The sequence below is a fragment of the Streptomyces hyderabadensis genome, from assembly GCF_020404845.1.
GTDB classification, from domain to species: domain Bacteria; phylum Actinomycetota; class Actinomycetes; order Streptomycetales; family Streptomycetaceae; genus Streptomyces; species Streptomyces hyderabadensis.
This window is the reverse complement of record NZ_JAIOJZ010000020.1, coordinates 45,678-70,735: the sequence shown is the minus strand read 5'-3', so window position 1 is coordinate 70,735 and position 25,058 is coordinate 45,678. Positions and strand designations below refer to the sequence as shown.

Here is a 25,058-nt window from a genome sequence, read left to right as displayed (position 1 = left end):
GGGGCCGGCGCGTCAGAACGGCAGCGGCCGCGCGTGCACCACGTCGAGGCGGGACACCGCACGGGTGAGCACCACGTACAGCCGGTGCAGGCCCCGCCCCCCGGGCCCCTCCGCCGCCACGATCGCCGCCGGTTCGACGGCGACGACGTGGTCGTACTCCAGGCCCTTGACCAAGCTCGCCGGTACGACGGCCACCCGGGCGCCCAGCTCCTCGGGCCCCGCCGCCGCGACGCCGGCCGCGTCGAGGGCCGCCCGCAGCCCGGGCACGTCCGGGTCGGCGGCGACGACGCCCACCGAGCCCTCCCGGGCGAGTGCGTGCCGTACGGCGGCCACGACCGCCTCCGGCACGGCGCCCGGCGCGACCTCGCGCAGCGTCAGCTCGCCGTCGCCGCGCAGCGAACGCGCCGGGGGCACGTCCACGTCGAGCCGCGCCAGCAGCCGGTTGGCGAGACCCACCACCTTCTGCGGCACCCGGAACCCGGTGGTCAGCGGCACCACGGCCGCGTCCGGGCGGCCCAGGTGGGCGAGGACGGCAGGCCAGGACCGGGCGGCCCACGGCGTGGTCCCCTGGGCCAGGTCGCCGAGGACGGTGAGCGAGCCGAAGGCGGACCGGCGGGCGATGGCCCGGCACTCCATCGGGGAGAGGTCCTGGGCTTCGTCGACGACGATGTGGCCGTAGCCCTCGGGGTGTTCGAGGAGCCCGGCGACCTCGTCGAGCAGGACCAGGTCGGCGGCGGACCAGCGCGCCGACTTCCACGACCGCGGTGCCCGCCCCGTCCACAGCAGCGCCCGCTGCTCTTCTTCGTCCAGCACACCGTCGGCCGCCCGCGCCAGTTCGGCCGGGTCGGCGAGCAGCGGGGCGAGGACCTCCTCCGGGCGCACCCGGGGCCATACGGCGTCGAGGGCGGCGCCGATCGGCCGGGCCCGCTCCACCCGGCGCAGCCAGGCGTTGGTCCGCGGCCCGGCGCGCCGTTCGGCCCGCTCCTGGACGTACCGCACGATCCGGGCCCTGACCCGCTCGCGCCCGACGGTGTACGGCGGCTGCTCCCGCCGTACGTCCGCGACGACGCGGGCCAGCGCGTCGGCCGGGACCCGCCAGCGGTAGGAGCCGTCCGGCACGGTGAGGTCGCCCGCGGCGCCAGGGTCCACGCGCGCGTACAGGGCGCGGCGCAGCACCTCGGCCGTCCGGGCGTCGTGCTTGAGGGCTGCGGTCCGGGCGTCGTCGGTGCGGGTGACCGGGTGCCGGGCGATCTCCCGGGCCAGCGTGGACTGCCGCACGCCGCTCTCGCCGAGGGCGGGCAGCACCTCGGCGATGTAGGAGAGGAAGGTCGGGTTGGGGCCGAGGATCAGCAGTCCGCCCCGCTGGATGCGCTGCGGGTGGGTGTAGAGCAGGTAGGCGGCGCGGTGCAGGCCGACGGCGGTCTTGCCGGTGCCCGGGGCGCCCTGGACGCAGACGGTGGTGCCGAGACCGGCGCGGACCAGGTCGTCCTGCTCGGGCTGGATGGTGGCGGCGATGTCCCGCATGGGCCCGACGCGGGGGCGTTCGATCTCCCGCGCGACGATGGCGCTGGCCCGGGACTCGCCCCGGCCGAGGTGCTCGTCCTCCATGCCGGTGAGGTCGGCGCTCTCGCCGCGGCTGCCGGGTGCCCATCCGAAGCGGCGGCGGACGGCCACGCCCCGGGGGTCGCCCGCGGTGGCCTGGTAGAAGGCGCGGGAGACGGGGGCGCGCCAGTCGACGACGAGGGGCGGGGCGGCCGGGTGCTCGGTGATCCGCAGCCGCCCGATGTGCAGCGCCCGCTCGCTCTCCTGCCCTTCCCTCTCCGCTTCCTCCGCCCTGCCCGCTTCCTCCTCCCCTTCTGCTGCCGCTTCCGCGAAGTCCAGGCGGCCGAAGAAGAGCGGCCCCGGGGGCAGTTCGCGCATCTCCTTGGCCCGGCTGCGCAGCCGGTACCCGAGGACCTCGGCGTCGGCACCGGAGGCGGAGACGTCCTCGCCGGTGACGACGTGTTCCTGGGCGCCCTCGACCATCGCGGCGAGGACGGTCCGGCAGTGTTCGTGGTGGGCGCGTTCGCGGTCGAGGGCGCTCTGGAGGGCGGTGTCGGTCGACGTCATTCCGGCAAGCCTAGCGGAATAACGTGACCGAGTCACATATTTTACCGAGTGAGCAAGGGCGGGACGGCCCGCACGGCCACCCCGTCAGCCCTGAGCCGTGGGGCGTACGACGATCTCGCTGATGTCGACACCGTCCGGCTGCTCGATCGCGTAACCGATGGCGGATGCGACGGCCGAGGGCGGCATGGCGATCGCATCACGCTGCCGGACCAGCTCCGCCGCCGCCTCCGCGCTCGCCCCCTTGCCCACGCCCTCCGTGTCGGTGAAGCCCGGCGAGACGAGGGTGACGCGCAGGTCGGGCCCGGACTCCTGGCGCAGCCCCTCGGTCAGCACCTTCACCGCCGCCTTCGTGGCCGCGTACACGCCCTGGGGCGACTTCACGACGTAGGCGGCGGTGGAGGCGACGTTGACGAACTGCCCGGAGCGCTGCCGCCGGAAGACCGGCAGCGCCGCCCCGATGCCGTTCAGCAGGCCCGTGACGTGCGTGGCGACCATGGCGTCCCAGTCGTCCTGCCGCAGCTCGTCGAAGGGCGAGACCGCCATGGTGCCCGCGTTGGAGACCAGGACGTCGAGCCGGCCGAAGCGGTCGACCGCCGCGCCGGTCAGCCGCAGCAGGTCCGCGCGGCGCGTCACGTCGACGACGCACCCGACGGCCGTGCCGCCCCGCTCCGTGATCCGGTCCACCACGGCGTTCAGCCGCTTCTCCCGCCGGGCTCCGAGCACGAGGCGGGCCCCCCGTTCCGCGAGATGGAGCGCCGTCGCCTCCCCGATGCCGCTGCTGGCGCCCGTGAGCGCGACGACCTTGCCCTTGATGCCCGACATGGCGGGTCCTTCCGGAAGCGGTGTACGCAGGCAGGCGCTCGGCGCGCTGGCCTACAGTGGGCTGCGGCGGAAGTGGGGACACTTCCACTTAGCTTCTTCGAGGCTAAGTGGGGACGCCCCCACTTAGCAAGCGGAGCACTCGGAACAGGAGAGGGAGCGCACATGGCCGAGGGAGCGCAACGGCCGTTGCGGGCCGACGCGCGGCGCAACCGGGAGAAGATCCTCGCGGCCGCGGTACACGTGTTCACGACGGAGGGGCTCGACGCCCACATGGAGCGCGTCGCCAAGGAGGCGGGAGTGGGCAGCGCCACGCTGTACCGCAACTTCCCCACCCGCGAGGCGCTGGTGGAGGCCGTCTACCGCAACGAGGTGGCGCACCTGTGCGACGCGGCCCCCACCCTGCTGGCGACGAAGCCGCCCCTGGAGGCGCTGCGCGCCTGGACCCGCCTCTTCCTGGACTACGTGACCGCCAAGTACGGCATGATCGACGCCCTGCGCGCCATCGCCGCGACGGGGAGCAACCCGTACGGTCACAGCCGGGAGATGATCCTGGCCGCCATCGCCTCGCTCATGGACGCCTGCACGGCCGCCGGGGCGATCCGCACCGACATCCGGCCCGCCGACGTCAGCGCCGCCCTGGAGGGCATCGCCCTCACCTCGGCGGGCGCCGAGCACCGTCCGCAGGCGGAGCGCCTGCTCGACCTCGCCCTGGACGGCCTCACGGTCGGGCGGCCGCGCTGAGGTGCCGGTCCGTCCGGCTCCCCGTCCCCAGTACGTCCAGGAGCGCCAGGGCCTCGGCGCCCGGTGATCCGGCCGGCGCGGAGTAGAGCACCAGGCGCTGGTCGCGGTCGTCGAGGGTGAGCGAGTCGCAGTCGACGGTGACCTCCCCGACGACCGGGTGCCGGAAGGTCTTCGTGAGCGTCGGCGCGGCCTGGACGTCGTGCCGCTCCCAGAGCCGGGTGAACTCGGGGCTGGCGTCGGACAGTTCGTCGACGAGTCCGCGCACCGCGGGATCCGTGGGGTACCGGGCGAGGGCGGACCGCAGTCCCATGACGACGTGCATCCGGAAGTCCGCGCCGTGGGAGCTCTCGTACAGCACCGTACCGGTGTGGGTGGTGCCGAGGAACGCCCAGCGCGCGAGGTTGCGGTCCCTGGGGGCCAGTTCGGCGAAGTCCACCATGAGCGCGGCCGCGAGGCCGTTCCAGGCCAGCACGTCGTGCGTGGCGGAGACCACGAAGGCGGCCGTCTGCGGCAGCCGTTCGATGAGCGCGAGGATGCTCGGGCGGACATCGCGCCGGTGCAGTCCGGTACGGCTCGGGGCGGTGCCCGCGAGGACGTGGAGGTGGCCGGACTCGGCGTCCGTGAGCCGCAGGGCGTCCGAAATCCCGGCGAGGACCTCGCCCGACGGGCGCGGCGCCCTGCCCTGTTCGAGGCGGACGTAGTACTCGGTGGAGATGTGCGCCAGGACCGCCACCTCCTCGCGGCGCAGGCCCGGCGTCCGGCGCCGCGGGCCCGAGGGGAGGCCGACGTCCTCCGGCCGGAGCCGCTCGCGGCGGCTGCGGAGGAACACCCCGAGTTCCTTCTTGTCCATACCCCAAGTCTGCACGCGGCGCGGCGACCGGTGCCTGGTACAGCCTGTGCCTGTATCCGCCCGGCGGCCGGCCGGACGCTGTGGCCATGACGAACGACATGAACCCCACGCATGCCACGAACAGCACGCACCCCACGGACAGCACGAACCACATGAGCAGCACGCACCCCACGGACTCCGTCCACAGCGCACCCATCGGCCTGCTGACCGGCAAGGTCCTGTTCATCACCGGTGCCAGCCGCGGCATCGGGGCGGCCGCGGCCCGGCTCTTCGCCGCCGAGGGCGCCGCCGTCGTGCTCGCCGCCCGCGGTACCGACGCCCTGGACCGCGTCGTGAAGGAGATCCGCGCCGAGGGCGGTGTCGCCGACGCCGTCGGCATGGACCTCGCCGACCCCGCGAGCATCCGCGCCGCCGTCGACCACGTGTCCGACCTGCACGGCCGGCTCGACGGCGCCTTCAACAACGGCGCCGCCATCCAGCGGCCCGGCCCGCTCGACACGACGAGCGACGAGGACGTCGAGACGCAGTTCGCCGTGAACTTCCGCTCGCACTGGACCGCCATGAACGCCGAGGCCGCGCTGATGCGACGGCACGGCGGCGGGGCGATCGTCAACACGTCGAGCATCGGCAGCCGCCGCGCCAACCCGGCCCTGCCCGCGTACGGCGCCATGAAGCGCGCGCTGAACAGCCTCACCGAGACCGCCGCGGTGAGCTGGGCCGCCGACCGCATCCGGGTGAACGGCATCACGCCGGGCGGCACCGCCACGGAGATGATCGACGCCTGGGAGGCGGAGACCCCCGGGATCATCGAGCGCAACAACGCGGCGACCCCGTTCGGCCGGATGGCCGAGCCCCGTGAGGTCGCCGAGGTCGCCGGGTGGCTGCTCAGCGACCGCGCCTCGTGGGTGACCGGCGCGATCGTGCCGGTCGACGGCGGCGCGGGCGCCTGAGCGGCGGGGCGGCACTGGACGCAGGGCCCGGGCCGGTCCGGCTCCCGCCCGGGACCGGTGCGGTCAACGCGGTCAGTGCCACCGGTGCCCTCACCCCGTCGACGGCCCGGCCGCCCCCGGCAGCCCCGCCGCCAGACCTGCGGCCAGTCCGGCGAACGCCCGCTCCGCCGCCGCCACCGCGTCCTCCCGTACGTCCTCCACCCGCTCCCCGGCGGCGATCCGCCGCCAGTTGTCCAGCGCGAGGATCCGCTGCACGGCGATGATCTGCCCGGCCGCCAGCCTGGCCGACAGGTCGCCGCCGAGCGCCTCGGCGAGCGCGGCCTCGGACCGCTCCAGCTGGGTGTGCATCCGGGCGACCAGGGCCGGGGTGCCGTAGAGCAGCCGGTGGAAGGCGAGGACGGCGGGGTGGTCGTTGAGCCCGGTCACCGGGTCGCACCGGTCGAGTCCCGCCAGGAAGTGCCGCCGCAGCGCCTCGATCGGCGTGGGGCCTTGCACCGCCACCCGGGCCGCCTCGTCCTCGTGGTCGGCGATGCGGTAGAGGACCAGGTCCTCCTTGGCCGGGAAGTACCGGAAGAGCGTCGGTTTGGAGACCTCGGCCGCGGCCGCCACCTCCGCGACGGACACCGCGTCGAAGCCCTTCTCCAGGAAGAGTTCGACGGCGGTGTCCGACAGGGTCCTGTACATCCGCTGCTTCTTGCGTTCGCGCAGACCGGGGGCGTTCATGGGGCGAGCCTAGGGGGTGTCCGGCGTGGGCCCCTCGTCGTCCGGACGTGTGCGGCCCCAGCGCACGAGGGCGGTGCCGATCTCGGCGGCACCGGGTACCGATTCGAGTCCGAGGGGCCGGGCCGCGCCGGTCAGGACGGTGTGCAGCCTGGCGGCGGCCGACTCGACCGCGGGACCGGCCGACCGCGCCCGGCGGCCCAGCGAGACGGCCTCGCGGACCACGTCGGTGAAGACCGACTGGGCCCTCTTGTAGCCGACGATCCGCCCCAGGTCCTCGCGCCAGCCGCGGGTGCCGCCGGGCCGCACGGCCTCGACCGTGCGGCGCCACTGCTCCGCCACCCCGGGGCCCTGCCAGGACGGGTAGCGCATCAGGTGCAGATGGGTGGCGAGGTCGTAGAGCGGATCGCCGACCATCGCCAGTTCCCAGTCGATGGTCCACAGTCGCCGGTCCGCGTCGACGATGATGTTCTCGCGGTGCAGGTCGGCGTGGAGCAGGCAGAACGGACGCTCCCGGAGCCCGGCGACGTGCTTGCGCAGGCGCTTGAACGCGTCGTCGTCCAGCCCCAGGGCCGCGAAGAGGGAGCCGAACCGCGGCAGGTTCTCCGCGTAGACGCGCTGCTCGGTGAAGCAGACGAGCCGTTCCATGAAGCCGTCGGTGTCGCCGTCCGCCGGCCGGTCCTCGGGCAGGCAGCGCCGCTCCGCCGGCAGCGTCGGCGCCGTCACGGCCGCCATCTCGCCGAACAGCCGCAGGATCTGCCCGGTGAACTCCTCGGGCACCGCCCGGCCGGCCCCGTGCAGCGATCCGAGGGTGTGGCCCTCGACGAACCGCTGCAGGGGCAGCCCGTCGACCTCGAAGACGTCCGGCACATGGGTGATCCGGCCCTGCAGGGCGCGCAGCAGCTGCTCCTCCGAGACGAAGCACCGGCGGTCGAACCACAGCAGGCCGCTGCGCGGCTCCCGGCACTTCCAGCGTCCCGTGGCGCCCGTCGCTCCGGGCAGCGGTACCACGTAGGTCTCGTGGTGGTAGCCCCGCAGCGGGCCCTCGACCGTGCTCTCGTCACCGCTCACGCCGACGGCGCGGAGCCTGGCGGGGGAGGTCGGATGAGGCGACATCTACCGTTTTCTTTCGCCCGGGACCCTTGCGGAGGTGCAGGAGTGGGAAAACGGTACTCCTGTTGCCGCCACCGTCCACGCGGAACCCCGACGGACACCACCGCGCCGTCCCTCCGCAAGACGAACGGCTGCGCAGGTGTACGACGCGGGCGACGGCTCAGGCGCGGTCCGCTCCCGCCCCAGCCGCCTCCCACAGCAGCCGCAGCACCGGCTCCAGGGAGTCCACGACCGTTTCCGCGCCCGCCTGTTTGAGGATCTTCACCTTGCGTTCGTTGTGGCCGTAGCCCAGGAAGGGGACTCCGGCCCGGCGGGCGGCGGTCACGTCGGAGGCGGAGTCGCCGACCATCAGGGCCCGGGCGGGGGCGGCGCCCATCGCGCTGAGGGCGCGGTTGAGGCAGTAGGGGTCGGGTTTGAGCAGCTGCGGGTCGCCGGTGCGGCCGTAGATGTGGGGGGCGAAGCAGCCCAGCAGGCCCCGGGTCGCCAGGTACTCGCTCACGACGCGGGGCGCGTTGTTGGTGGTGACCGCGAGGCCGACGCCGAGCGCGGACCAGGTGCGGATCAGGGCGTCCGCGTACGCGGTCGGCCAGGCCGTGGGCACGGCGCGCAGCTCCTCCCGGGTCAGCCGTTCCTCGAACTCGGCGACCAGGTCGCTCTGCCGGTGTCTGCGGTTGACCGCGGCCAGCAGGACGTGCGGGTCGGGGTGCACCTGCTCCTCCTGGGTGAGCAGGTCCTTGAGGCCCAGCCGCTCCAGCCAGTCCACCAGTTCGCCCGCCACCCGGTCCGCCGAGTAGCCCGCGAACAGGCGGCAGATGGGGCCGTCGAAGTCCCACAGGACGACGCGGGCGCCCACGACCAGGTCGCGCAGGGCCGCGGGCTGCTCGTCCCGGCCGGCCCGCTCGCCCACCGGTTCCGTCTGATCCGTATCGGAAGTCACTAGGAGAGTGTCATGTCCGTGGTGATGGTTTCCCAGAGGGCGTCGAACCACTTCTGGGATTCCGCCACGAACACCGCGTCCCGGTGGCCGGTCCGCTTCAGGAAGGAGAACAGCAGCGACTGGGAGCCGAGCGCGTCGTACATCTGGAGCGTCCGGCTCTCGTACTCCTCCTCGCGCCGGGTCAGCATGTAGTAGCCGAGGAGGGCTTCCTCGCCGTTGAGCAGGTAGAGCTTCATCGGCGGGGTGAACGGCAGGGCGCGGAAGGCGATGCGCACGTCGACGCGGTGGGTGGAGCGCACGGCGTGCAGGTTGTGCCTGAGGACGCGGGCCTGGGCGTTGCGCATCTGCAGCCAGCGCTGGTGGACCGGGTCGTCCTCCTCGTCCTCGACCAGGACGGGGAAGGCGAGTGCGATGTCGCGGGAGGGCATCAGCACCCGGAAGTCGATCGCCTCGGGGTGGATGCGGCCCTCGTGGATCAGGCGGAGCGGCTCGCTGAGGGCCAGCATCAGCGTCTCCGAGGTGTGGCACACGACGTCGACCCGCACGCGCGGTGCCGCGAACGCCTCCGCGAGGCGCGGTCCCAGTGCCACCATCGTCGGCTGCGGCTCGGCCCGCGGCGCGGCGGGCTCGGCGATGCGCGGCGGACTGCCCTTGCTGACGTTGGTGAGCAGGCCGTCCTCCTGGAGCGCGCGCAGCGCCTGGCGGACGGTGCCGCGCTCCACGCCGAACTCCTCGGCCAGCTCGGCCTGGGTGGGCAGGCGGTCACCCGCCTTGAGGTCTCCCCCGCGGATCCGCTCCCGCAGGGCCTCGGCGATCTCCTGGGACGAGAGCCTTCTGCTGCCGTTCACGGACACGTTCTCCTGGGTCACGACCAAACGCTACAACTTCGACCTACCTATAGGGAGTTGTTTGAAACTTGTTTATAGCTAGCAGCCAAGTGGGGACAACCTAGGGAGAGTTGGCTGCCAACTTCGCCATGTTGGCGAAAGTTTAGCTTCCCGAAGGGGGGAAAGACCATGCCCGTCCTCGCCCTGGTCTCCGCGGTCTTCGTCATCGCCTTCGAGCAGATCGTCCAGTGGAAGTACGGTGCCACCGGCATCGTCGGCCTGCTCCTGCTCACCGTAGGGGTCAAGGCCAAGAGCCCCTCCGTCAGCTCCGCCGGAGCGGTGCTGCTGGCCCTCCTGGTCGCGGGTCCCGCACTGTGACGGGGGCGGTCAGGTCGTGAGCTGCAGCTCCGAGCTGATCGTCCCCCACAGCGCGTCGAACCACAGCCGGGACTGCTTCACGAACACGCCGTCGCGCAGGCCACCGCCCTGTTCGAAGGCGAACAGCGTCGAGCGGATGCCCTCCGCGTCGTACATCTCCAGCTGCTCGTGGTCGATCTCCTGCTCGCGCCGGCTGAGGGTGTAGTACGCGAAGAGGGCCTCGCTGCCGTTGAGGACGTACAGCTTCACCGGGGGGGTGAAGGGCAGCGCCCGGAAGGAGACGCGCACGTCGATGCCGTGCGTGGCGCGCAGGCTCAGCAGGTTGTGCTGGAGCACCTGGCCCTGGGCGTTGCGCATCGCCAGCCACCGCTCGTGCACCGGGCCGCCCGCCGCGCCGCCCGCGACCGCCACCGGGAAGGCGAGATCGATGGCGCTGCTCGGCAGCAGGACCCGGACGTCGACCTTGGCCGGTTTCATGCGCCCCGCGTGGATCTGGCGCAGCGGCTCGCCGATGGCGAGGGTGAGGGAGACGGAGGTCAGGCAGAGCGCGTCGATCTCGACGTGCTCGGCGTCGAAGGCCGCCGCGATCCGGGAGGCGAGGGCCACCGTGGTGGGCATCGGCTGCGCCTCGGCGCCGGCCCGGGAGCCGTACAGGTCGGACGTGACCGTCGCGGGGCTCCCCTTGGACACATTGGTGAGCAGACGTTCCGACTGCAGGATGCGCAGGGCCTGGCGGACGGTGCCGCGCTCCACGCCGAACTCGTCGGCCAACTGGGCCTGGGTGGGCATGCGCTGGCCCGGCCGCAGCCGACCGGACCTGATCCGGGCGCGCAGCTCGTCGGCCACCTCTCGATGTGTTGTCTGTGGCCGCTGCGGTCTCTTCCGCCCGTTGACGGGGGCGTGTTCCGGCTCCACGACCAAACCCTACAACTTCTCGCCATCTTTTGGCAGTTCACGGAAAGGTGGTTATGAGCCGCTTCCAAGCGGAGATAAGTACAGTGAAGTTGGCAGCCAACTTGAGCAACGTGGTCGAGCCTCACGGGGGTTGGCCACCACGGTGACAGGGGGTACACCATGCCGCTCATCGCCATCGTCGTCGCGGCTCTGGCCATCGGGTTCGAGCAGCTCGTGCAATGGAAGTACGGGACGATGGGCATCATCGCGTTCGTCGCGCTGTCCATCGGCATCAAGGCGAAGAACACCATGATCGGCGGTGTGGGCGCGGTGATCCTCGTGATGCTGCTCGCCCAGTCCGGCTGAACCGACGCGCCGACGGCCGGGCCCCGTTCCGGAGGGGAGCCGGGAGCCCGGCCGCTCGGCAGGCACCACGCACAACAACCACAACCACAACTGAAGAGCACGAAGAACACCGCGCTACGGATGCGCAGGTCCACCGTCACCGGCCGAAGGGAGTCACCTCAGAACATGTCCGGGCACCAAGGCCGCCTGGACGTACGCAGCAGGGCGTCGACCACACGGGCGGCGCCCGCTCGTTCTTCCCGCACCCGGCCGAGCGCCGCCAGCCGTACCGCCGAGGCGTCGCCCAGCCACAGCGCCCCCAGCTCGCCGACGTCGAGCACCAGATCGGCGCTCTCGGTGGCCGGCACGCAGGACGCCCCGTCCGGACCCGCCGTCAGCCGCCACCGCCCGCCGGTCAGCCCCGCACGGTCCACGACCTCCAGCACCACCGACCCCTGCCCCTCGTACGTCCGCGCCGTGAGCGCCTGCGCGACGTCCAGGATCCGCACCCACAGCCAGTCGGCCTGCGTGGTGATGCGGGCGGCGCGCGGGTCCGGCAGCAGGTGCGGGAGCAGGTCGTCCGGGGAGCGCCAGCCGCTCTTCACCGTCTGGACCCAGTCGATCGAGCACAGGTAGTGCCACAGCGCGCGCTCGGCGGCCGGGGTCACGGCCAGCAGCCAGTCCACGGTCGCCGTGTTCAGCGGCTGCTTGGCGTCGCCCCAGCGGTCGTCGGTCCGGTATGCGGCCAGGCCCTCGACCTCGCCGTCCGCCGCGCGGTACAGGGCGTAGTAGGGCTCGGTCCACGGCGTGCCGTTCATGTTCACCACGCCGGTCCGGGCCTGCCACCACAGCTCGGTGCGGCTGACCGCGCCCGGCTGGGCCCGGCGCAGCCGCTCGTGCAGCCCGGGGCCTAGCTTGCGGACGTCCGTGCCGTCCACGAGGTCGATCCGCCCGCCGTCCTCCGGGGCCGCCCAGCGCCGGTCGAGGCCGGCTCGGGGCACGTCGACCGTCCACTCGGTCAGGGTGGTGGCGGGGCCGAAGCCGTACCGGCCGTAGATCGGGTACTCCGCCGCGATCAGCGTCGCGACCACGTCCCCGCGTTCCTTCGCCGCGGCCAGGTCCTGCGCCATCATCCGGGTGAGCAGGCCGCGGCGGCGGTGGGTCGCGGTGACGGTGACGTTGGAGACCGCGTCGGCCCGGACGGGGGCGCCGCCGACGGCGGTCAGCTCCTGGTCGAAGGACCGGAAGGTCGCCACGCACCGGTCGCCGTCGAAGGCGCCGAGCGACCGGCCGGGCACGAACTGCCGGCGCCGGGCCTCCAACTGCTCCTCGGCCACGGCGGGCGGCTGCAGGAACCCGGTGTTCAGTGCCCGGTTCCAGTCGGGGAACTCGGCCTCGGTGATGGGGCGTACGTCTATCTCGGTACGGCGGCTCATACGCTCACGGTAGATCGCCCGACCGGCCGCGTCGCGCGGATTATCGGGGCGGCCCCGAGGGCCCCGGACATCACCCGAGGGCCCCGGACGTCAGAAGGACGCCCGGATCTCCCCCACCTCCCGGCCGCCGCCCAGCAGGGGCGCGCGCCCGATGCGCTCGACGACCGGCCCGTCCACGCCCAGCAGCGTCAGGGCGCGGGCCAGCACCGGGCCCAGTGCCCGGGACGCGCCGTCCTCGATCTTGAAGGCGAGGGCGCGGCCGTCCGGCAGGGCCACCGCCTGCACGGCCTCGGCGCCCATCTTGGAGAGCGTGCCCGGCACCTCCCGCATCAGCCAGGTGTCGGCGCGGCGGCTGCCGGCCACGTACTCGGGGTGGGCGCGCATCGCGTCGGCGACCCGGCGCTCGGCCGAACCGGGCTCGGCGGCGACGAAGGAGCGGAAGGCGCGGGCCAGCCCGACCAGGCTGATCGCCATCAGCGGCGCCCCGCACCCGTCGGTGCCGACGGCGGCGACGGGCTCGCCCGCCGCGTCCTCCACCACCCGGTGGATGATCCGCTGCAGCGGGTGCTCGGGGTCGAGGTAGGTGTCCAGCGGCCAGCCCTGCTGCGCGCAGACCGCCAGCATCGCGGTGTGCTTGCCGGAGCAGTTCATCGTGACGCGGTCGGGCGCGGCGCCCGAGGCCAGGTACGTCTCCCGCTCCTCGGCGTCCAGCGGCAGGTCGGGCGGGCACTGGAGCAGCGCCGGGTCCAGGCCGTACTCGTCCAGCATCTTGCGGGCCAGGTCCCGGTGAAACGGTTCTCCGGAGTGGCTGGCGGCGGCCAGCGCCAGCCGCTCCCCGGCCAGGTCCAGGCCCGCCCGCAGCACGCCCGCCGCCTGCATCGGCTTGTTGGAGGAGCGCGGGAAGACCGGCGCCGTCACCTCGCCCAGGGCCAGCTCCACCGCCCCGTCGGCGCCCAGCACCACCAGGCTGCCCCGGTGCCGCCCCTCGACGAAGCCGGACCGGACGACCTCGGCGAGGACGGGCGGCACGACGGGCGACAGGGCGGACGTGGGCGCTGACTGGTTCGCGTGCGACGGCTGTGACGGTTGCGACGGCTGGGGCGCGGGCATCGGCGGTGGCCTTCCGGAACGGGCGACCGCCCGCGGCGACGGCCCGGGATCACCGGGCCCCGGGGGCGGCGCGGCTGGCCGCCCCCGTGTCACACGAGCAGGTCGTCGACTTGTGCTTCCCCTTCACGGTACCGGCGTGCGATCTCCGCGCTGCAGCCGTCCGCCGTGCGCTGGAGCCGCTGCCTGCTGCGGGAGACCTGCTGCTCGTAGCGCACCAGCCGCCCCAGGCCGGCGGACAGCTCGACGTCGGTGCGGGCCGTCAGGTCGGACAGCTCCACCTCGCCCAGCATCTCCGCGGCCAGCCGCCGGCACTCCTCGCTGCGCGGGGTGGCCAGCGTCACGTGCCGGGCGGAGGAGCGCTGCCGGGCGGGCGCGTCGGCGAGGATCTCCGACAGCCGGTCCACGACGGAGCCCGTCGCCGCGGTGGTGACCACGGACGACGTCGAGGCCGGCCCGCGCCCCGCCAGCTCCGCGCGCAGGATGTCGATACGGCCCTGCAGCAGCCGCCGTACATAGCTGAGGTCGGCCTCCTCGCGCTGGGCCTGGCGGCGCAGCGTGCGCAGCTCCGGCAGGCTCAGCGCGGTCAGGTCACGCTCCGGCGGGTCCGCCGGGGGATCCGCCGGCAGCTCCGGGCTGTCCGTGCGCTGCACGGGCGCCCGGGGCGCCTCCAGACCGCTCAGGCCACCCGGACCGCTCAGGCCACCCGGACCGCTCGGAGCGCCCCGTCCACTCGGACATGTCAACGCGGCATTCCCGAACGACCGCCCCGTACTCGTCGTGCTCATGTGCCTCAACCGTCCCCTCGCCCGGCGTCTGGAAGCATCGTGCCACCCCACGTGGCCGCTATGTGACCGAGTGCCCCCGATCGGCCCCGATCGGCCCCAGATGGGGGGTTCGCAGTGATAAGAAACCCCGTACGCCCCCGCCCGTCCACACCCTGGGGGCGCACGGCATCATTGCGGGATGCGTGCGGTGGTGCAGAGGGTGGACGGCGCGAGCGTCGTCGTGGACGGCGAGACGGTGGGCGCGATCGACGGCGAGGGCCTGTGCGTCCTGGTCGGCGTCACGCACGACGACACCAAGGAGAAGGCGGCGCAGCTGGCCCGCAAGCTCTGGTCGGTGCGGATGCTGCACGACGAGAAGTCGTGCAGCGACCTCGACGCTCCGCTGCTGGTGATCAGCCAGTTCACTCTTTATGGCGACGCCCGCAAGGGCCGCCGCCCCACCTGGAACGCCGCCGCCCCCGGAGACGTCGCCGAACCGCTGGTCGACGAGGTCGTCGCCCGGCTGCGTGCGCTGGGCGCGACGGTGGCGACGGGACGTTTCGGCGCGCAGATGCGGGTGTCCCTGACGAACGACGGCCCGTTCACGATCCTCGTCGAGGTCTGAGGCGGGCCCCGGACGGGCCTACGGCTCGACGACCGTCTCCTGTGCGGCCGCCGTGTCCTCGGCCGTCAGCCGGGCGTCCACCGGCACGTTCCGCTTCACCAGGGCGAGGGCGACCGGGCCCAGCTCGTGGTGGCGCACGGACGTGGTGACGAACCCGATCTTCCGGCCGTCGGGCCCGTCGTCCGCGAGGCGGATCTCCGCCCCGTTCGGCGGCAGGTGGACCTCGCTGCCGTCCAGGTGCAGGAAGACCAGCCGGCGCGGCGGCTTGCCCAGGTTCTGCACCCGGGCGACGGTCTCCTGGCCGCGGTAGCAGCCCTTCTGGAGGTGCACGGCCGTCCCGATCCAGCCCAGCTCGTGCGGGATGGTCCGGTGGTCGGTCTCGAAACCGAGGCGCGGGCGGTGCTGCTCGACCCGCAGCGCCTCGTGCGCGAGGATCCCGGCCGCGGGCCCGGCCTCGGCGGCGAAGCCCTCCAGCTCCTCCCGCGGCAGGAAGAGATCACGTCCGTACGGCGTCTCGCGGACCACGGCCGAGGCGGGGGCCTGGGCGATGGACCCGGCCGGCAGGTGCACGACGGCGGTGTCGGCGGTGCGGTCGGCGACCTCGACCCGGTAGAAGAATTTCATCGACTCCAGGTAGGCGATCAGCGCCTCCTGGGTGCCGGGCTCGACGTGGGCCCAGACGCTTGTGCCGTCGTCGACGAGGTACAGGGCGTGTTCGATGTGGCCGTTCGCGGAGAGGATCAGCGCCTCGGTGGCCTGGCCGGCCGGCAGGTCGCTGACGTGCTGGGTGAGCAGCAGGTGCAGCCAGCTCAGCCGGTCGTCGCCCGTGACGGTGACGACACCGCGGTGGGACAGGTCGACGAAGCCGGTGCCGTCGGCGAGGGCACGCTGCTCGCGGAACAGGTCGCCGTAGTGGGCGGCGACGCCTTCGTCCACGCCCTCGGCGGGAACGGCGCCGGGCAGGGACAGCAGGGGGCTCTTCATACGCCCAGCCTACGACTCGCTTACGACTCGGTAGTTGAACCCTTCAGGGAACAGCTCTCGCACCGGCCGAAGATCGCGAAGTGCTTCATGTCGGTGTCGAAGCCGAACTGCTCGCGCAGCTTGGCCGTGAAGTCCGCGGCCACCGACAGATCGGCCTCGATCACGTTGGTGCAGTCCCGGCAGACCAGGTGGATGTGGTGGTGCCGGTCGGCCAGGTGGTAGGTGGGCGCACCGTGCCCGAGGTGGGCGTGGCTGACCAGCCCCAGCTCCTCCAGCAGCTCCAGCGTGCGGTACACGGTGGAGATGTTGATCCCCGACGCCGTCTTCCGCACTTCGCCGAGGATGTCGTCGGGGGTCGCGTGCTCCAGGGTGTCGACGGCTTCGAGCACCAGCTGCCGCTGGGGCGTCAGCCGGTAGCCGCGCTGCCTGAGGTCGCTCTTCCAGTCGGTGCTCACCACACCACGAGTCTAGGCCCGGCGGTCCGCTTCATCGGGTGACGCCCGGGAATCGCCCCGGCCCATCGCCGCCATCGGTACCGTCGACATCGACATCGGCCTTCGCCCCGGAGGACTTCATGACCGCTCACCACCCGGAACCACTCACCGAGCCCCTTGTCCCCATGCCCGCGCTCACCCCCGACGCACTCCGTACCGCGGTCGCGAGGCTGACGCCGAGCCGGGTGCCCGCGTTCGTCGAGGATCTCGTCGAGGCGACCACCAACGCGCAACAGACGCAGTCCCTGGCACCTCTGCGCACGTTCGTCCACACCTGGGGAGTGTTCGTGGCGATCCAGCGCCGGCCGACGCTCGCCGCGCGACTGCGGCACCTGGAAGAAGTGGTGAGTGCAGGCACGGAGGATCCGACGGACGCCATCGCGGAGATCCGGAAGATCCACGCCGACGCGGAGGCGGAGGCGGGTCTGTGAGCGACTGGAAGTGGGAGTACAACCCGAGCGAGGAGTACCTCACGGCAGGGTTGCCCGTAGGCGTCGTGGCCGAGGTGGAGCGGATCGCCACCGAGATCGCCGCCCTCGGACGAGAAGCCGAGGTTGCGGGCAGTCGCCCGGAGGGGAAGCCCGGCGGGTTACGGAACTTCCCCATCTTCGGCGGACGCGGCTTCATCCAATTCCTCGCGGTCCCCCGGCACGAGTGCGTCTACATCTGCACCATCGTCTGGAACGGGTGACCGGGCGAACGGAGGATTACTTGAAGAAAGCGATCCCGTCGTCCGGCATGTCGTCCGGCAGGGCCTTGGCCCAGCGCTCGACGTCCTCCGGGGTGACGACCTTCTTCAGGTGCGCCGACATGTAGGGGCGCAGCTCGACCTCCGGGGTCTGCTTCTCGCCGACCCACATCAGGTCGCTCTTGACGTAGCCGTACAGCCGCTTGCCGCCGGTGTAGGGGCGGGAGGCCGCGGTGCGCGCCACCGCGTCCGTGACCAGGTCGATCTGGGGCTTCTGGTCGGCCAGCTCGCCGTACCAGATCTCGATGACGCCGTCGTCGCGGGTCATCGTGACCTCGACCTTGCGGTTCGCGTCGATGCGCCAGAAGCCGTGCTCGGACTCCAGCGGGCGGACCTTGTTGCCGTCGTTGTCCAGCACCCAGGTGTGGGACTCGTACTCCAGGAAGTCCCGGCCGTCGTGGGTGAAGGAGACCTCCTGGCCGAAGTTGCACTTCTCGGCACCGGGGAAGTCGTGCACGCCCGCGCCCGCCCAGTCACCGAGGAGGAAGGCGAGGGGGACGAGGTCCTTGTGCAGGTCGGACGGGATCTCGATCATGAGCGGACTTACTTCCTGGCGTCGGTGATCAGCGCTGGCCCTGGTACAGCTTCTTCACGGTCAGACCGGCGAAGGCGAGAACGCCGACGCAGACCAGGACCAGCAGGGCTTCGAAGAAGATCTCCACGGGGTGCTCCTTGAGCGGGGGGCATACGACAGGGCCGCCCCCAGCTTACGCGGCCCACCTCGGCTCTTCTCGCCGGACTCCGTCCAGGAAGGCGACCCACGCGGGCGCGGCGAACAGGAGGGCACCGCGGGCGGGGTCCTTGCTGTCCCGGACCGGGACGAGGGAGGGGAGGTTGGGGGCGACCTCGACGCAGTTGCCGCCGTCCGGGTTGCTGTAGCTGCTCTTGCGCCAGGTGATCGTGCTCAGATCGATGGCTCGCATGGCGCTTCCTCCAGCATCCGCTCGATGAACTCCCGCGATTCGCCCGGAGACAGGGCCATATCGCGCACCCGATCGTATCGGAGCTGGAGCAGATCAACGGCCTGAGTTTCTTGCACCAGTTCGCCTGAATAGCCCGTCTCTACCCAAGCCACGGTCCGGCCACCAGCACCGCGCAGGAACATGGCGTCGGTGTTGGGCAGCCCGTGCAGCCCGGCCGACAACAGCTGCACCTGGACGATGACGTTGGAACGGCCTCCCATCACCAAGAGATGACGCAACTGCGACCGCCACTGAGCGGGTGCGTTCATTGGGCTGCGCAGCGCTGCCTCGGAGAGCAAAGCCCGGAACTGCGGCCCGCCCTCGGCCAGCAGCGGCTCGCGGCGGCCCATGCGCGCCGCCACCTGCTTGTCCAGCTCGACGCCCGTCAGTCCACCCTGGCTGAGCAGCTCCGCCGCGTACTCCGGCGTCTGGAGCAGGCCCGGCACGAAACTCGGCGAGTACTGCCACATACTCACCGCCTCGGCCTCCAGCACCATGTACCGGCGGTACCGCTCCTTGAACTGCGTCGGATCGGCCACCGCCAGCTCCCACAGGGTGAGCAGCATGCCGCCCGTGGCGTAGTACTGGTCCAGCGCCTCGACGATCTCCGGGCCGCCCAGCGTGTGGCCGTTCTCCATCTTCCCGAACTGGGACGCGTCCCACCCCACCACCTCCGCGACGCCCCGCAGGGACACGCCCCGCCGGTGCCGGAGCAGCCGCAGCTCCTCCGCGAACCGTGCCCTCGGTTCCTGACTGCGACCCGTGATCGCCCTCCGCTGCGGCACCGCACCCCTCCCGGCTGTGGAATTTGTGGAATTTGGAGCGCCCGTTGTGGCACTAGCGGCCGTTCCGGGCTTGGCGACCCCCGCCGTGGGTCATGCTCGTAACTGCCCACCACTACGCAGAGTAGGGCAACTGTCGCATTCCGTATAGATGTTGACGTAAGGGAGCGGACCCGTGAGACCAGAACCGGCCACCTACGAGCCCGGCACCGTGCTCTACGACACCGCCGCCGCCAAAGTCGGTGAGTACCGGGACCGCAGCGGGGCGCGTGTGCTGCTGCGTCCCCTCGGCGGCGGCCGGGAGTGGGAGGCGGAACCGGCCGCGCTGCGCCCCGCGACCGACCGCGAGCGCCTCGGGGCGAGCCTGCGCGCCGCGAACGACCGCACCCTCGCCACGCCCCCGGCCCCCGGCGAGCTGGAACGGCCGCTCCTGCCGGTGCCGGACTGCGAGGCCTGCGCCTGGCTGGCCGACCGGCGGGAGGCCGCACGCGCGGCGTTCGACCACAGCGCGGTGACGGACGCGAACGTCCTGCTGCGCCAGCACCAGCGCAAGGAGCACGAGGCATGACGTACGACGGCGGACTGCCCTACGAGGAGTGCCGGCGGGCACAGCGGCTCGCGCCGCGACGGGACCGGACGCCCCTCTCCCCCGGCTTCGCCATGCCCCCGTTCCACCCGGGCCACCCGCCCCGGCCCGCGCCGAAGCACAAGGCCCCGCCCCGGCGGCGCACCCGGCTGGACGGCGCCACGGTCAGCGGCCTGCTGACCGTCCTCTGCGTCGCGACGCTACTGGTGACGATCACCTTCGCGGTCTGACGCCGCCCGCGAGGGCTACGCTTCCGGCATGGCGAAGAAGCTCGTGATCAAGGTGACGGCGGGGGCCGATGCCCCGGAGCGCTGCTCGCAGGCGTTCACCGTGGCGGCGGTGGCCGTGGCCAGCGGGGTCGACGTGTCGCTGTGGCTGACCGGTGAGTCCGCGTGGTTCGCGGTGCCGGGGCGTGCGGCCGAGTTCGAGCTGCCGCACGCCGCGCCGCTGCCCGACCTGCTGGACTCGCTCCTCGCGGGTGGCCGGGTGACGCTGTGCACCCAGTGCGCGGCCCGGCGCGACCTCACCGAGAAGGACGTCATCGAGGGCGTGCGCATCGCGGGCGCGCAGGTCTTCGTGCAGGAAGCCCTGGCCGACGACACGCAGGCCCTCGTCTACTGAGCGGTCCGCTACCCGGTCACCCGAGGAGCCTGCTCTGGAGGGCGACCGTCTGCTGGAAGGGCACAGCGGCCGCCCCGCCCTTGCGGGTCTGCAGGACGACGGCCAGCACATCCCCGGCGCCGAGGTACGCCTGCCTCACCTGCTCGGCGCCGTACGGCTCGGGCTCGACGTAGACCGAGTAGTCCAGGTCGTCGCTCACGGCCTCCGTCGGGAACTTCTCGTCGGGAAAGCTCAGGTCCGTCCCCCGCACGGCGTAGGCGGGCTCGCTGTACGACGCGAGGTGGCTGTTGCGCAGTTCGTCCACCACGGCCGCGGTGTCGAAGTGCAGCAGGTAGACCCGCGTGTGAGTGCCGTCGGACGTGGTCCAGCCGCGAGCGGCGATGTGGCGCAGTCCGTAGTCGACGAACAGCTGCCGGAGCTCCTCTTGTTCGGAGGTGTCCCCGTACTCCTTGAGGAACTCGTCCGTCGCCAGCCAGCCGTCCTTGCCACGCAGGCTCTTGTCCGGCTCGGCACCCTCGGGCGCGGGCAGCACGAGCTCCCGCAGGTCCGCGTAGTGGGTGCCGGCCGGATTGGTCCGTGCGAACGGGCGGGGACTGCCGGTCGGCAGCGGCGGGGCCGTCAGCTCGGGGTACGTCCAGCGCCCGTCCGTCCGGGTCGCCAAGCCCGGTACGTCCGTCCGGTCCATGCTCGTGACGCCGTACGCCGTGGCCGACCCGACCGCGGCGAAGACGGCGACGGCCGCGGTCCAGCGCAGCACGCCGTGCAGGACGCGACGGTCCTTCCTCGCCGCGGAGGGCACCGCAGCGTCGGCGGGCTCCGCGACCGGCTGGGCGATGTCGGGCACGGGCTCCATGGACGGCTGGGCGGGCTGCTCGGCCTGTGCGGGCTGCTCGGTCACACCGCCACCCCGGTTTCGCCGAGGCGGTCGAGCTGCTCGGTCAGCAGCGCGACGACGCCCTCGGCACCGAACGGCCGCACGCCTTCGGCGGTGGCGGAGACGAGGACGTCTCCCTGGGAGGCGGTACAGAACATGACGTCGAGTTCCTCATCCGATTCGCCCGGAAGGCGGTAGCAGCGGGCGTCCTTGTGGCCCTTGATGCTCGGTCCCGCCTCGAAGACGTCCAGGGATTCGAAGGCTTCGTTCCGGTCGCTCGCGCCGGAACGGGCCGCGCCCCGGTCCATCCGGGTCAGGACGATGCTGAGCGTGGCCGCCCCGGTCTGCTCACCGTCGTGGAAGCCGCCCGTCGTGGCGTAGCTGCGCATTGCCACGCCCGTGATGTGCAGGCGGTCGATCTCCTTCTCCAGCTCCTTGCGCTGCGAGCGGGGCAGGTCGCTCAGCGACTCCTTGGTCAGAGCGGCCGCATGGGCACCGGTCAGCGCGGCGTCCGCCCCGAACTCCCCGAGGTCGGGGCCCCGCGTCCACTCGTCGGACCGGTACGGCACCAGGGCTCCGGACAGTCCGGTCGCCGGTGTCTCCTTCTCGCCGTCCGTCGAGGCACCGGGCGGTGTCCAGACGGGTGCGCCGGAGGCCCGATCGGCATCCTTGACCGTGTCGACGGTGTAGCCGACCGCTCCCACGACGACGGCCATCAACAAACCGCCCGCGGCGACGGCAGTCACCCGCCCGCGCCGCTTCCCCTGCCCGCTCACAACCGCTCCATCTGCCGCCGGGCCAGATCCATGATCTGGTCCTTGCCGATCCGCTCCGTGTCGGCGATCCAGATCTCCATCTCGATGTCGCCCCGCCAGGCATGTGCCTCGGCGGAGTACAGCGGCGGAGACCCGTCCACGGACTCCGGACGGTTGTGCACGAACACCTCGCCGTCCCCGGTGCCGGGAACGGGCCACCTGTCGGTGTCGTCCTCCCGTCCCCACCCGGCCCAGTGCCGCCCGGTGTCGCTGCCCTCCAGTGCGGACAGGACTTCTTCCTGGTGGAACTGAATGAGCCGGATCTCCACGGTGCGGGTGGCCCCGGTTCGCCAGCGGGTGACGGCCGCCCGGCGGAAGTCGTCATGGACGTACTCCGAGAACTGCTCGCTCGGGCTCCCGAAGTTTCCGGCGTAGGTCGCGAGGTCCATCCACCCGTCGACGCCGTCCAGCCACTCGATCTCCCGCGCCCCGCTCGGCTTCTTCAACAGCAGCTCGCGCAGGTCGCCGTCGGTGCGCACCCGGCGGTCCTGGTCGGCGGGCAGCGGCTTCGGTGCCTTCCCCGTGCTGGGTGCGAGCGCGGCCTGCGACAGCGGCGGCAGCTTCGTCGGCTCCCGGTCCGCCTGCACGAGAACCCCGGTACACGTGCCGGCGACCAGCCCCAGCACGGCGGCGGCGGCGATGAGCAGGGCCGTACGCCCGCGCCGTCGGCTTCGTCCAGCCACTGCGTCGGGCGCGGCCCCTGCGTCCGGCGCGGCCTCGCCGACGGGTGCGGCCTCGCCGACGGGTGGCTCGGGGGCCGCCGCCGGCTGTGGCCCCTCCGGTGTCGTCGGCGCGGCCGGTGCCGCGGGTCTCGCCGGTTCCTCTTCCATGACGTCCCCCCACAGAACGTGAAGCGCGCGTTCCGTGCGCGCGCACACAGGAGACCCACAGCCGGGGTTCGGGGTTGCGGCCGTGTTGATCACGATTCGGCCGCGGCGGGGCCTACTGCCCCATGACGTACGCCACGGTCGGGCCGGTGGTCCAGCCGCCGTCCACCGCGAGTTCGGCGCCGGTGACGTAGGACGCGGCGTCCGAGAGCAGGAAGACGACCGCGCCGGCGATCTCGTGGGCCTCGCCGACCCGGCCCATGGGCGTGTTCGGGTACTTGCCCTCGCCGCGCTCGATGCCGACGGCCGCGGTCATCGGGGTGTACGTCATCCCGGGGTGCACGGAGTTCACGCGGATGCGGGCGGTGCCCCACTCCACGGCGCCGATCTTCGTGAGCCCGCGCACGCCCCACTTGGAGGCGCCGTAGCCGGCCGTGAGGGCGAGGCCCATCAGGCCGGCCGCGGACGAGATGTTGACGATGGATCCGCCGCCGGCCTCCTTCAGCGCGGGGACCACGGTCTTCATGCCGATGAAGACCCCCGTGAGGTTGATGTCGAGCACCTTGCGGAAGTGCTCGACGGACTCCGACTCCAGCAGGCTGCCGGTCGAGATCCCGGCGTTGTTCACCAGGCCGTGCAGGGCTCCGAACTCGGTGGCGGCGAAGTCGGCGGCCCGCCGCCAGTCCTCCTCGGAGGTCACGTCGTGGTGCAGGAAGCGGGCGTGGTCGCCGAGTTCGCGGGCGGTGGCCTCGCCCTCGGCGTCCAGGACGTCGGTGATCAGGACGTGCGCCCCGGCGGCGACCGCCTGCCGCGCGGCTTCCGCGCCGAGGCCGCGGGCGCCGCCGGTGATGATCACGTTCTTGCCGGTGAGGTCGTGCATGGTGGGTGCCTTTCTGGGGTTCGGGGGGCGGGCGCCCTCAGAAGTGGGTGCCGCCGTCGACGCGGACCTCGGTGCCGGTGATGAACCGGCCGTCCTCCGAGGCCAGCATCGCGACGACCGACGCCACCGTCTCCGGACCGGCGAAGCCCTGGCCGAGTGCGGGGGAGAGCTTCGCGAACAGGGCCATGTCGGCGTCCGCGGGCAGTCCGGGACCGACGCTCTGCCCGCTGACCCCGCTGCCGTCGGTCATGCCGGAGGAGATGGAGCCGGGCTGGACGGCGGTGAAGCGGATGCCGCGTCCCGCGTACTCGGCGGCCAGCGCGTGGGTCATGGACTGGATGCCGCCCTTGCTCGCCGCGTAGGCCGCCATGTAGGGGTGCGCGAACGCGGCGGAGGTCGAGCTGAAGTTGACGACGGCCGCGTCCTTGCCCTCCAGCAGCGCGGGGATCGCCTCGCGGATCACCAGGAAGGTGCCGACGAGGTTCACGGTCAGGACGCGGGTGAAGTCCGCGAGGGCGGTCTCCTCGGTGTGCGAGGAGCGCAGGATGCCGGCCGCGTTGACCAGGGCGTCGAGGCCGCCGAGCGCGTCCGTCGCCGCCCGGACGCCCTCGCGCACCGAGGTCTCGTCGGCGATGTCGACGACGAGCGTGGTGAGGCGGTCCGCGTGGGCCCCGGCCTTCTCCACGGTGTCCTTCAGGCCCGGCTCGCTGACGTCCGCCGCGACGACGGTGCCGCCCTCCGCGAGCAGCCGCAGCACGGTGGCCTGGCCTATGCCCGAGCCGCCGCCGGTGACCAGGACGCGACGGCCTTCGTAACGATGCATGTGGTTCATACGAGTCACCGTACGCCTGGGTGGCACGGTTTGCCACTACGTCACGGCGTGCCACCAGGGGGTCGCGGGACGTACTCTTCTGGGGTGAGCACCGAGCCGCCCCCGTCCCTGACCGAGCGCCGCAAGGCCGCCACCCAGCTCGACATCGCCCACGCGGCGGCGGAACTCTTCGCCACCCGGGGCCCGGACGCCACGACGGCGGAGGACATCGCCCGGCAGGCCGGGGTCGCGCTGCGCACCTTCTACCGGTACTTCCGCTCCAAGCAGGACGCGGTCGGCCCCCTGCTGACGGTCGGCGGCGACCGCTGGCGCGGGCTGCTGGAGAGCATGGAGCCGGGCACCCCGCTCGGCGTGGCGCTGCGGACCGCCGCCGAGCAGGCCCTGGCGGTCCCGGACGCCCAGGCCGCCCAGGCGCTGCTGCGCACCCGGGGGCTGCTGCGGGCCGCCGCGGACGATCCGGCGTTGCGTGCGGTGTGGTACCGGGTGAACCAGGAGTCCGAGGAACGGCTCGTGCCGGTCATCGCGCGGCTGGCCGCCCCCGGGGACGAGGGCCGCGATCCGCTGGAGGCGCGGCTGAGGGTGCGGCTGGTGGCCGCCGCGGCCACCGACACCATCCGGATCGCCCTGGAGACCTGGGCCGGCACCGATGCCGGGGCCGAGGGGCCCGGCTCACCCGCGGATCTGGCGGTGCGCTGCCTGGAACGTCTCGGCGGGGGCCTGGACGGGGCCTAGGGCGGGCTCGCTCAGTGCGGGCGCTTCTTGCCGTCCAGCTCGTCCCACCACTCGTCGGACTGGGCGTCGCCCGAAGGGTCGTCCCACCAGCGGTCGTCGGGGCCGCGCCGGTTGGCGATCACCGCGGCCACCGGCGGGATCAGCATCGCGAACACGCACAGGCCGACGGCCGCCGGGACGGACCAGAGGCGCACGACGCCCCAGGCCAGGACGAAGAGCACGATGCAGGTCCCCATCATGGCGAAGTAGACGTGCCGCCGCCGCGCGTACATACCTCCAGCGTAGGTCCGGACATCCCGT

Annotated in this window: 33 protein-coding genes; 11 read left to right on the top strand and 22 right to left on the bottom strand. The window is 72.7% G+C overall.

The genetic code is table 11. From position 1 onward, the window contains the following. Positions 1-12 precede the first annotated feature (12 nt). Both K7854_RS17620 and K7854_RS17615 read right to left on the bottom strand, forming a co-directional pair. Entirely contained in the window at positions 13-2,109 is a 2,097-nt protein-coding gene (locus K7854_RS17620; RefSeq protein WP_226027476.1) for a HelD family protein, read from the bottom strand. 84 nt (positions 2,110-2,193) lie between these two features. Beyond that, a complete protein-coding gene (locus K7854_RS17615; RefSeq protein ID WP_226027475.1) occupies positions 2,194-2,931 on the bottom strand; it encodes an SDR family oxidoreductase in 738 nt (245 codons plus the stop codon). A gap of 162 nt (positions 2,932-3,093) precedes the next feature. On the opposite strand from K7854_RS17615, the gene K7854_RS17610 reads away from it, so the two are divergent. Beyond that, positions 3,094-3,672: a TetR/AcrR family transcriptional regulator gene (locus K7854_RS17610; RefSeq protein ID WP_226027474.1), complete on the top strand. Its 579-nt coding sequence runs from the start codon at positions 3,094-3,096 to the stop codon at positions 3,670-3,672. Here the strand turns inward: K7854_RS17610 and K7854_RS17605 are convergent. Further along, the gene (locus tag K7854_RS17605; RefSeq protein ID WP_226027473.1) at positions 3,650-4,522 is read right to left on the bottom strand and encodes a helix-turn-helix transcriptional regulator; all 873 of its coding nucleotides are present in this window, start codon (positions 4,520-4,522) and stop codon (positions 3,650-3,652) included. The genes K7854_RS17610 and K7854_RS17605 overlap by 23 nt on opposite strands. A 152-nt stretch (positions 4,523-4,674) precedes the next feature. On the opposite strand from K7854_RS17605, the gene K7854_RS17600 reads away from it, so the two are divergent. Then, positions 4,675-5,472 carry an SDR family NAD(P)-dependent oxidoreductase gene (locus K7854_RS17600; protein WP_226027526.1) on the top strand — a complete coding sequence of 266 codons (798 nt, stop codon included), beginning with the start codon at positions 4,675-4,677 and terminating at the stop codon, positions 5,470-5,472. 90 nt (positions 5,473-5,562) lie between these two features. Here K7854_RS17600 and K7854_RS17595 read toward each other — a convergent pair whose 3' ends face one another. From K7854_RS17595 to K7854_RS17580, 4 genes are all read right to left on the bottom strand, one after another. Next, on the bottom strand, positions 5,563-6,195 hold the full coding sequence (locus K7854_RS17595) for a TetR/AcrR family transcriptional regulator (RefSeq protein ID WP_226027472.1): 633 nt from the start codon (positions 6,193-6,195) through the stop codon (positions 5,563-5,565). Positions 6,196-6,204: 9 nt separating this feature from the next. Beyond that, a complete protein-coding gene (locus K7854_RS17590; RefSeq protein ID WP_226027471.1) occupies positions 6,205-7,308 on the bottom strand; it encodes an aminoglycoside phosphotransferase family protein in 1,104 nt (367 codons plus the stop codon). A 157-nt stretch (positions 7,309-7,465) separates the two neighbouring features. Next, on the bottom strand, positions 7,466-8,242 hold the full coding sequence (locus tag K7854_RS17585) for an HAD family hydrolase (protein WP_226027470.1): 777 nt from the start codon (positions 8,240-8,242) through the stop codon (positions 7,466-7,468). Next, positions 8,242-9,117 (bottom strand): winged helix-turn-helix domain-containing protein, encoded by an 876-nt coding sequence (locus tag K7854_RS17580; protein WP_226027469.1) that lies wholly within the window; start codon positions 9,115-9,117, stop codon positions 8,242-8,244. The genes K7854_RS17585 and K7854_RS17580 overlap by 1 nt, the downstream gene beginning before the upstream one ends. A 141-nt stretch (positions 9,118-9,258) precedes the next feature. Here K7854_RS17580 and K7854_RS17575 point away from each other — a divergent pair, with 141 nt between their 5' ends. After that, positions 9,259-9,447 (top strand): hypothetical protein, encoded by a 189-nt coding sequence (locus K7854_RS17575; protein ID WP_226027468.1) that lies wholly within the window; start codon positions 9,259-9,261, stop codon positions 9,445-9,447. A 9-nt stretch (positions 9,448-9,456) separates the two neighbouring features. Here K7854_RS17575 and K7854_RS17570 read toward each other — a convergent pair whose 3' ends face one another. Next, a complete protein-coding gene (locus K7854_RS17570) occupies positions 9,457-10,368 on the bottom strand; it encodes a GntR family transcriptional regulator (protein ID WP_226027467.1) in 912 nt (303 codons plus the stop codon). A gap of 153 nt (positions 10,369-10,521) precedes the next feature. On the opposite strand from K7854_RS17570, the gene K7854_RS17565 reads away from it, so the two are divergent. Then, complete coding sequence (locus K7854_RS17565) at positions 10,522-10,707, top strand: hypothetical protein (RefSeq protein WP_226027466.1); 186 nt, start codon at positions 10,522-10,524, stop codon at positions 10,705-10,707. A 158-nt stretch (positions 10,708-10,865) separates the two neighbouring features. Here K7854_RS17565 and K7854_RS17560 read toward each other — a convergent pair whose 3' ends face one another. The 3 genes from K7854_RS17560 to K7854_RS17550 form a co-directional block, all read right to left on the bottom strand. Next, on the bottom strand, positions 10,866-12,122 hold the full coding sequence (locus K7854_RS17560; protein WP_226027465.1) for a GNAT family N-acetyltransferase: 1,257 nt from the start codon (positions 12,120-12,122) through the stop codon (positions 10,866-10,868). Between the two features lie 90 nt (positions 12,123-12,212). Continuing rightward, complete coding sequence (locus K7854_RS17555; protein WP_226027464.1) at positions 12,213-13,232, bottom strand: asparaginase; 1,020 nt, start codon at positions 13,230-13,232, stop codon at positions 12,213-12,215. Between the two features lie 89 nt (positions 13,233-13,321). Further along, on the bottom strand, positions 13,322-14,017 hold the full coding sequence (locus K7854_RS17550) for an RsiG family protein (protein WP_226027463.1): 696 nt from the start codon (positions 14,015-14,017) through the stop codon (positions 13,322-13,324). A gap of 178 nt (positions 14,018-14,195) precedes the next feature. Here K7854_RS17550 and dtd point away from each other — a divergent pair, with 178 nt between their 5' ends. Beyond that, the gene (gene dtd / locus K7854_RS17545; RefSeq protein WP_226027462.1) at positions 14,196-14,621 is read left to right on the top strand and encodes a D-aminoacyl-tRNA deacylase; all 426 of its coding nucleotides are present in this window, start codon (positions 14,196-14,198) and stop codon (positions 14,619-14,621) included. Between the two features lie 18 nt (positions 14,622-14,639). Here dtd and ygfZ read toward each other — a convergent pair whose 3' ends face one another. Next, positions 14,640-15,605, bottom strand: coding sequence for a CAF17-like 4Fe-4S cluster assembly/insertion protein YgfZ (gene ygfZ / locus K7854_RS17540; protein WP_226027461.1), 966 nt, complete (start codon positions 15,603-15,605; stop codon positions 14,640-14,642). Positions 15,606-15,625: 20 nt separating this feature from the next. After that, on the bottom strand, positions 15,626-16,063 hold the full coding sequence (locus K7854_RS17535; RefSeq protein ID WP_087808594.1) for a Fur family transcriptional regulator: 438 nt from the start codon (positions 16,061-16,063) through the stop codon (positions 15,626-15,628). A 116-nt stretch (positions 16,064-16,179) separates the two neighbouring features. Between K7854_RS17535 and K7854_RS17530 the strand changes: the two genes are divergently transcribed. Next, the gene (locus tag K7854_RS17530; RefSeq protein ID WP_226027460.1) at positions 16,180-16,530 is read left to right on the top strand and encodes a DUF6247 family protein; all 351 of its coding nucleotides are present in this window, start codon (positions 16,180-16,182) and stop codon (positions 16,528-16,530) included. Further along, positions 16,527-16,790 (top strand): hypothetical protein, encoded by a 264-nt coding sequence (locus tag K7854_RS17525; RefSeq protein ID WP_226027459.1) that lies wholly within the window; start codon positions 16,527-16,529, stop codon positions 16,788-16,790. The genes K7854_RS17530 and K7854_RS17525 overlap by 4 nt, the downstream gene beginning before the upstream one ends. A 16-nt stretch (positions 16,791-16,806) precedes the next feature. On the opposite strand, the gene K7854_RS17520 is transcribed toward K7854_RS17525, so the two are convergent. From K7854_RS17520 to K7854_RS17510, 3 genes are all read right to left on the bottom strand, one after another. Next, on the bottom strand, positions 16,807-17,382 hold the full coding sequence (locus K7854_RS17520; protein ID WP_226027458.1) for a heme-binding beta-barrel domain-containing protein: 576 nt from the start codon (positions 17,380-17,382) through the stop codon (positions 16,807-16,809). A gap of 172 nt (positions 17,383-17,554) precedes the next feature. After that, positions 17,555-17,770 carry a DUF397 domain-containing protein gene (locus K7854_RS17515; protein WP_226027457.1) on the bottom strand — a complete coding sequence of 72 codons (216 nt, stop codon included), beginning with the start codon at positions 17,768-17,770 and terminating at the stop codon, positions 17,555-17,557. Next, positions 17,752-18,594, bottom strand: coding sequence for a helix-turn-helix domain-containing protein (locus K7854_RS17510; RefSeq protein WP_226027456.1), 843 nt, complete (start codon positions 18,592-18,594; stop codon positions 17,752-17,754). The genes K7854_RS17515 and K7854_RS17510 overlap by 19 nt, the downstream gene beginning before the upstream one ends. A 172-nt stretch (positions 18,595-18,766) precedes the next feature. On the opposite strand from K7854_RS17510, the gene K7854_RS17505 reads away from it, so the two are divergent. From K7854_RS17505 to K7854_RS17495, 3 genes are read left to right on the top strand one after another with little or no spacing between them, the layout of a single operon-like run. Further along, positions 18,767-19,159 carry a hypothetical protein gene (locus K7854_RS17505; RefSeq protein ID WP_226027455.1) on the top strand — a complete coding sequence of 131 codons (393 nt, stop codon included), beginning with the start codon at positions 18,767-18,769 and terminating at the stop codon, positions 19,157-19,159. Then, a complete protein-coding gene (locus K7854_RS17500; protein ID WP_226027454.1) occupies positions 19,156-19,407 on the top strand; it encodes a hypothetical protein in 252 nt (83 codons plus the stop codon). The genes K7854_RS17505 and K7854_RS17500 overlap by 4 nt, the downstream gene beginning before the upstream one ends. Positions 19,408-19,435: 28 nt before the next feature. Then, positions 19,436-19,798 carry a DsrE family protein gene (locus K7854_RS17495; protein ID WP_003974797.1) on the top strand — a complete coding sequence of 121 codons (363 nt, stop codon included), beginning with the start codon at positions 19,436-19,438 and terminating at the stop codon, positions 19,796-19,798. 16 nt (positions 19,799-19,814) lie between these two features. Here K7854_RS17495 and K7854_RS17490 read toward each other — a convergent pair whose 3' ends face one another. From K7854_RS17490 to K7854_RS17470, 5 genes are all read right to left on the bottom strand, one after another. Next, the gene (locus K7854_RS17490; RefSeq protein WP_226027453.1) at positions 19,815-20,696 is read right to left on the bottom strand and encodes a hypothetical protein; all 882 of its coding nucleotides are present in this window, start codon (positions 20,694-20,696) and stop codon (positions 19,815-19,817) included. Continuing rightward, entirely contained in the window at positions 20,693-21,448 is a 756-nt protein-coding gene (locus tag K7854_RS17485) for a hypothetical protein (protein ID WP_226027452.1), read from the bottom strand. Before K7854_RS17485 ends, K7854_RS17490 begins: the two co-directional genes overlap by 4 nt. Continuing rightward, the gene (locus K7854_RS17480) at positions 21,445-22,317 is read right to left on the bottom strand and encodes a hypothetical protein (RefSeq protein WP_226027451.1); all 873 of its coding nucleotides are present in this window, start codon (positions 22,315-22,317) and stop codon (positions 21,445-21,447) included. The genes K7854_RS17485 and K7854_RS17480 overlap by 4 nt, the downstream gene beginning before the upstream one ends. 112 nt (positions 22,318-22,429) lie before the next feature. Continuing rightward, positions 22,430-23,194, bottom strand: a complete 765-nt coding sequence (locus tag K7854_RS17475) for a glucose 1-dehydrogenase (protein ID WP_226027450.1) — start codon at positions 23,192-23,194, stop codon at positions 22,430-22,432. Positions 23,195-23,231: 37 nt separating this feature from the next. Then, on the bottom strand, positions 23,232-24,017 hold the full coding sequence (locus tag K7854_RS17470; RefSeq protein ID WP_226027525.1) for an SDR family NAD(P)-dependent oxidoreductase: 786 nt from the start codon (positions 24,015-24,017) through the stop codon (positions 23,232-23,234). Positions 24,018-24,110: 93 nt separating this feature from the next. On the opposite strand from K7854_RS17470, the gene K7854_RS17465 reads away from it, so the two are divergent. Continuing rightward, positions 24,111-24,758, top strand: a complete 648-nt coding sequence (locus K7854_RS17465; RefSeq protein ID WP_226027449.1) for a TetR family transcriptional regulator — start codon at positions 24,111-24,113, stop codon at positions 24,756-24,758. An 11-nt stretch (positions 24,759-24,769) separates the two neighbouring features. On the opposite strand, the gene K7854_RS17460 is transcribed toward K7854_RS17465, so the two are convergent. Continuing rightward, a complete protein-coding gene (locus tag K7854_RS17460; protein WP_226027448.1) occupies positions 24,770-25,030 on the bottom strand; it encodes a DUF3099 domain-containing protein in 261 nt (86 codons plus the stop codon). Positions 25,031-25,058: the final 28 nt, after the last annotated feature.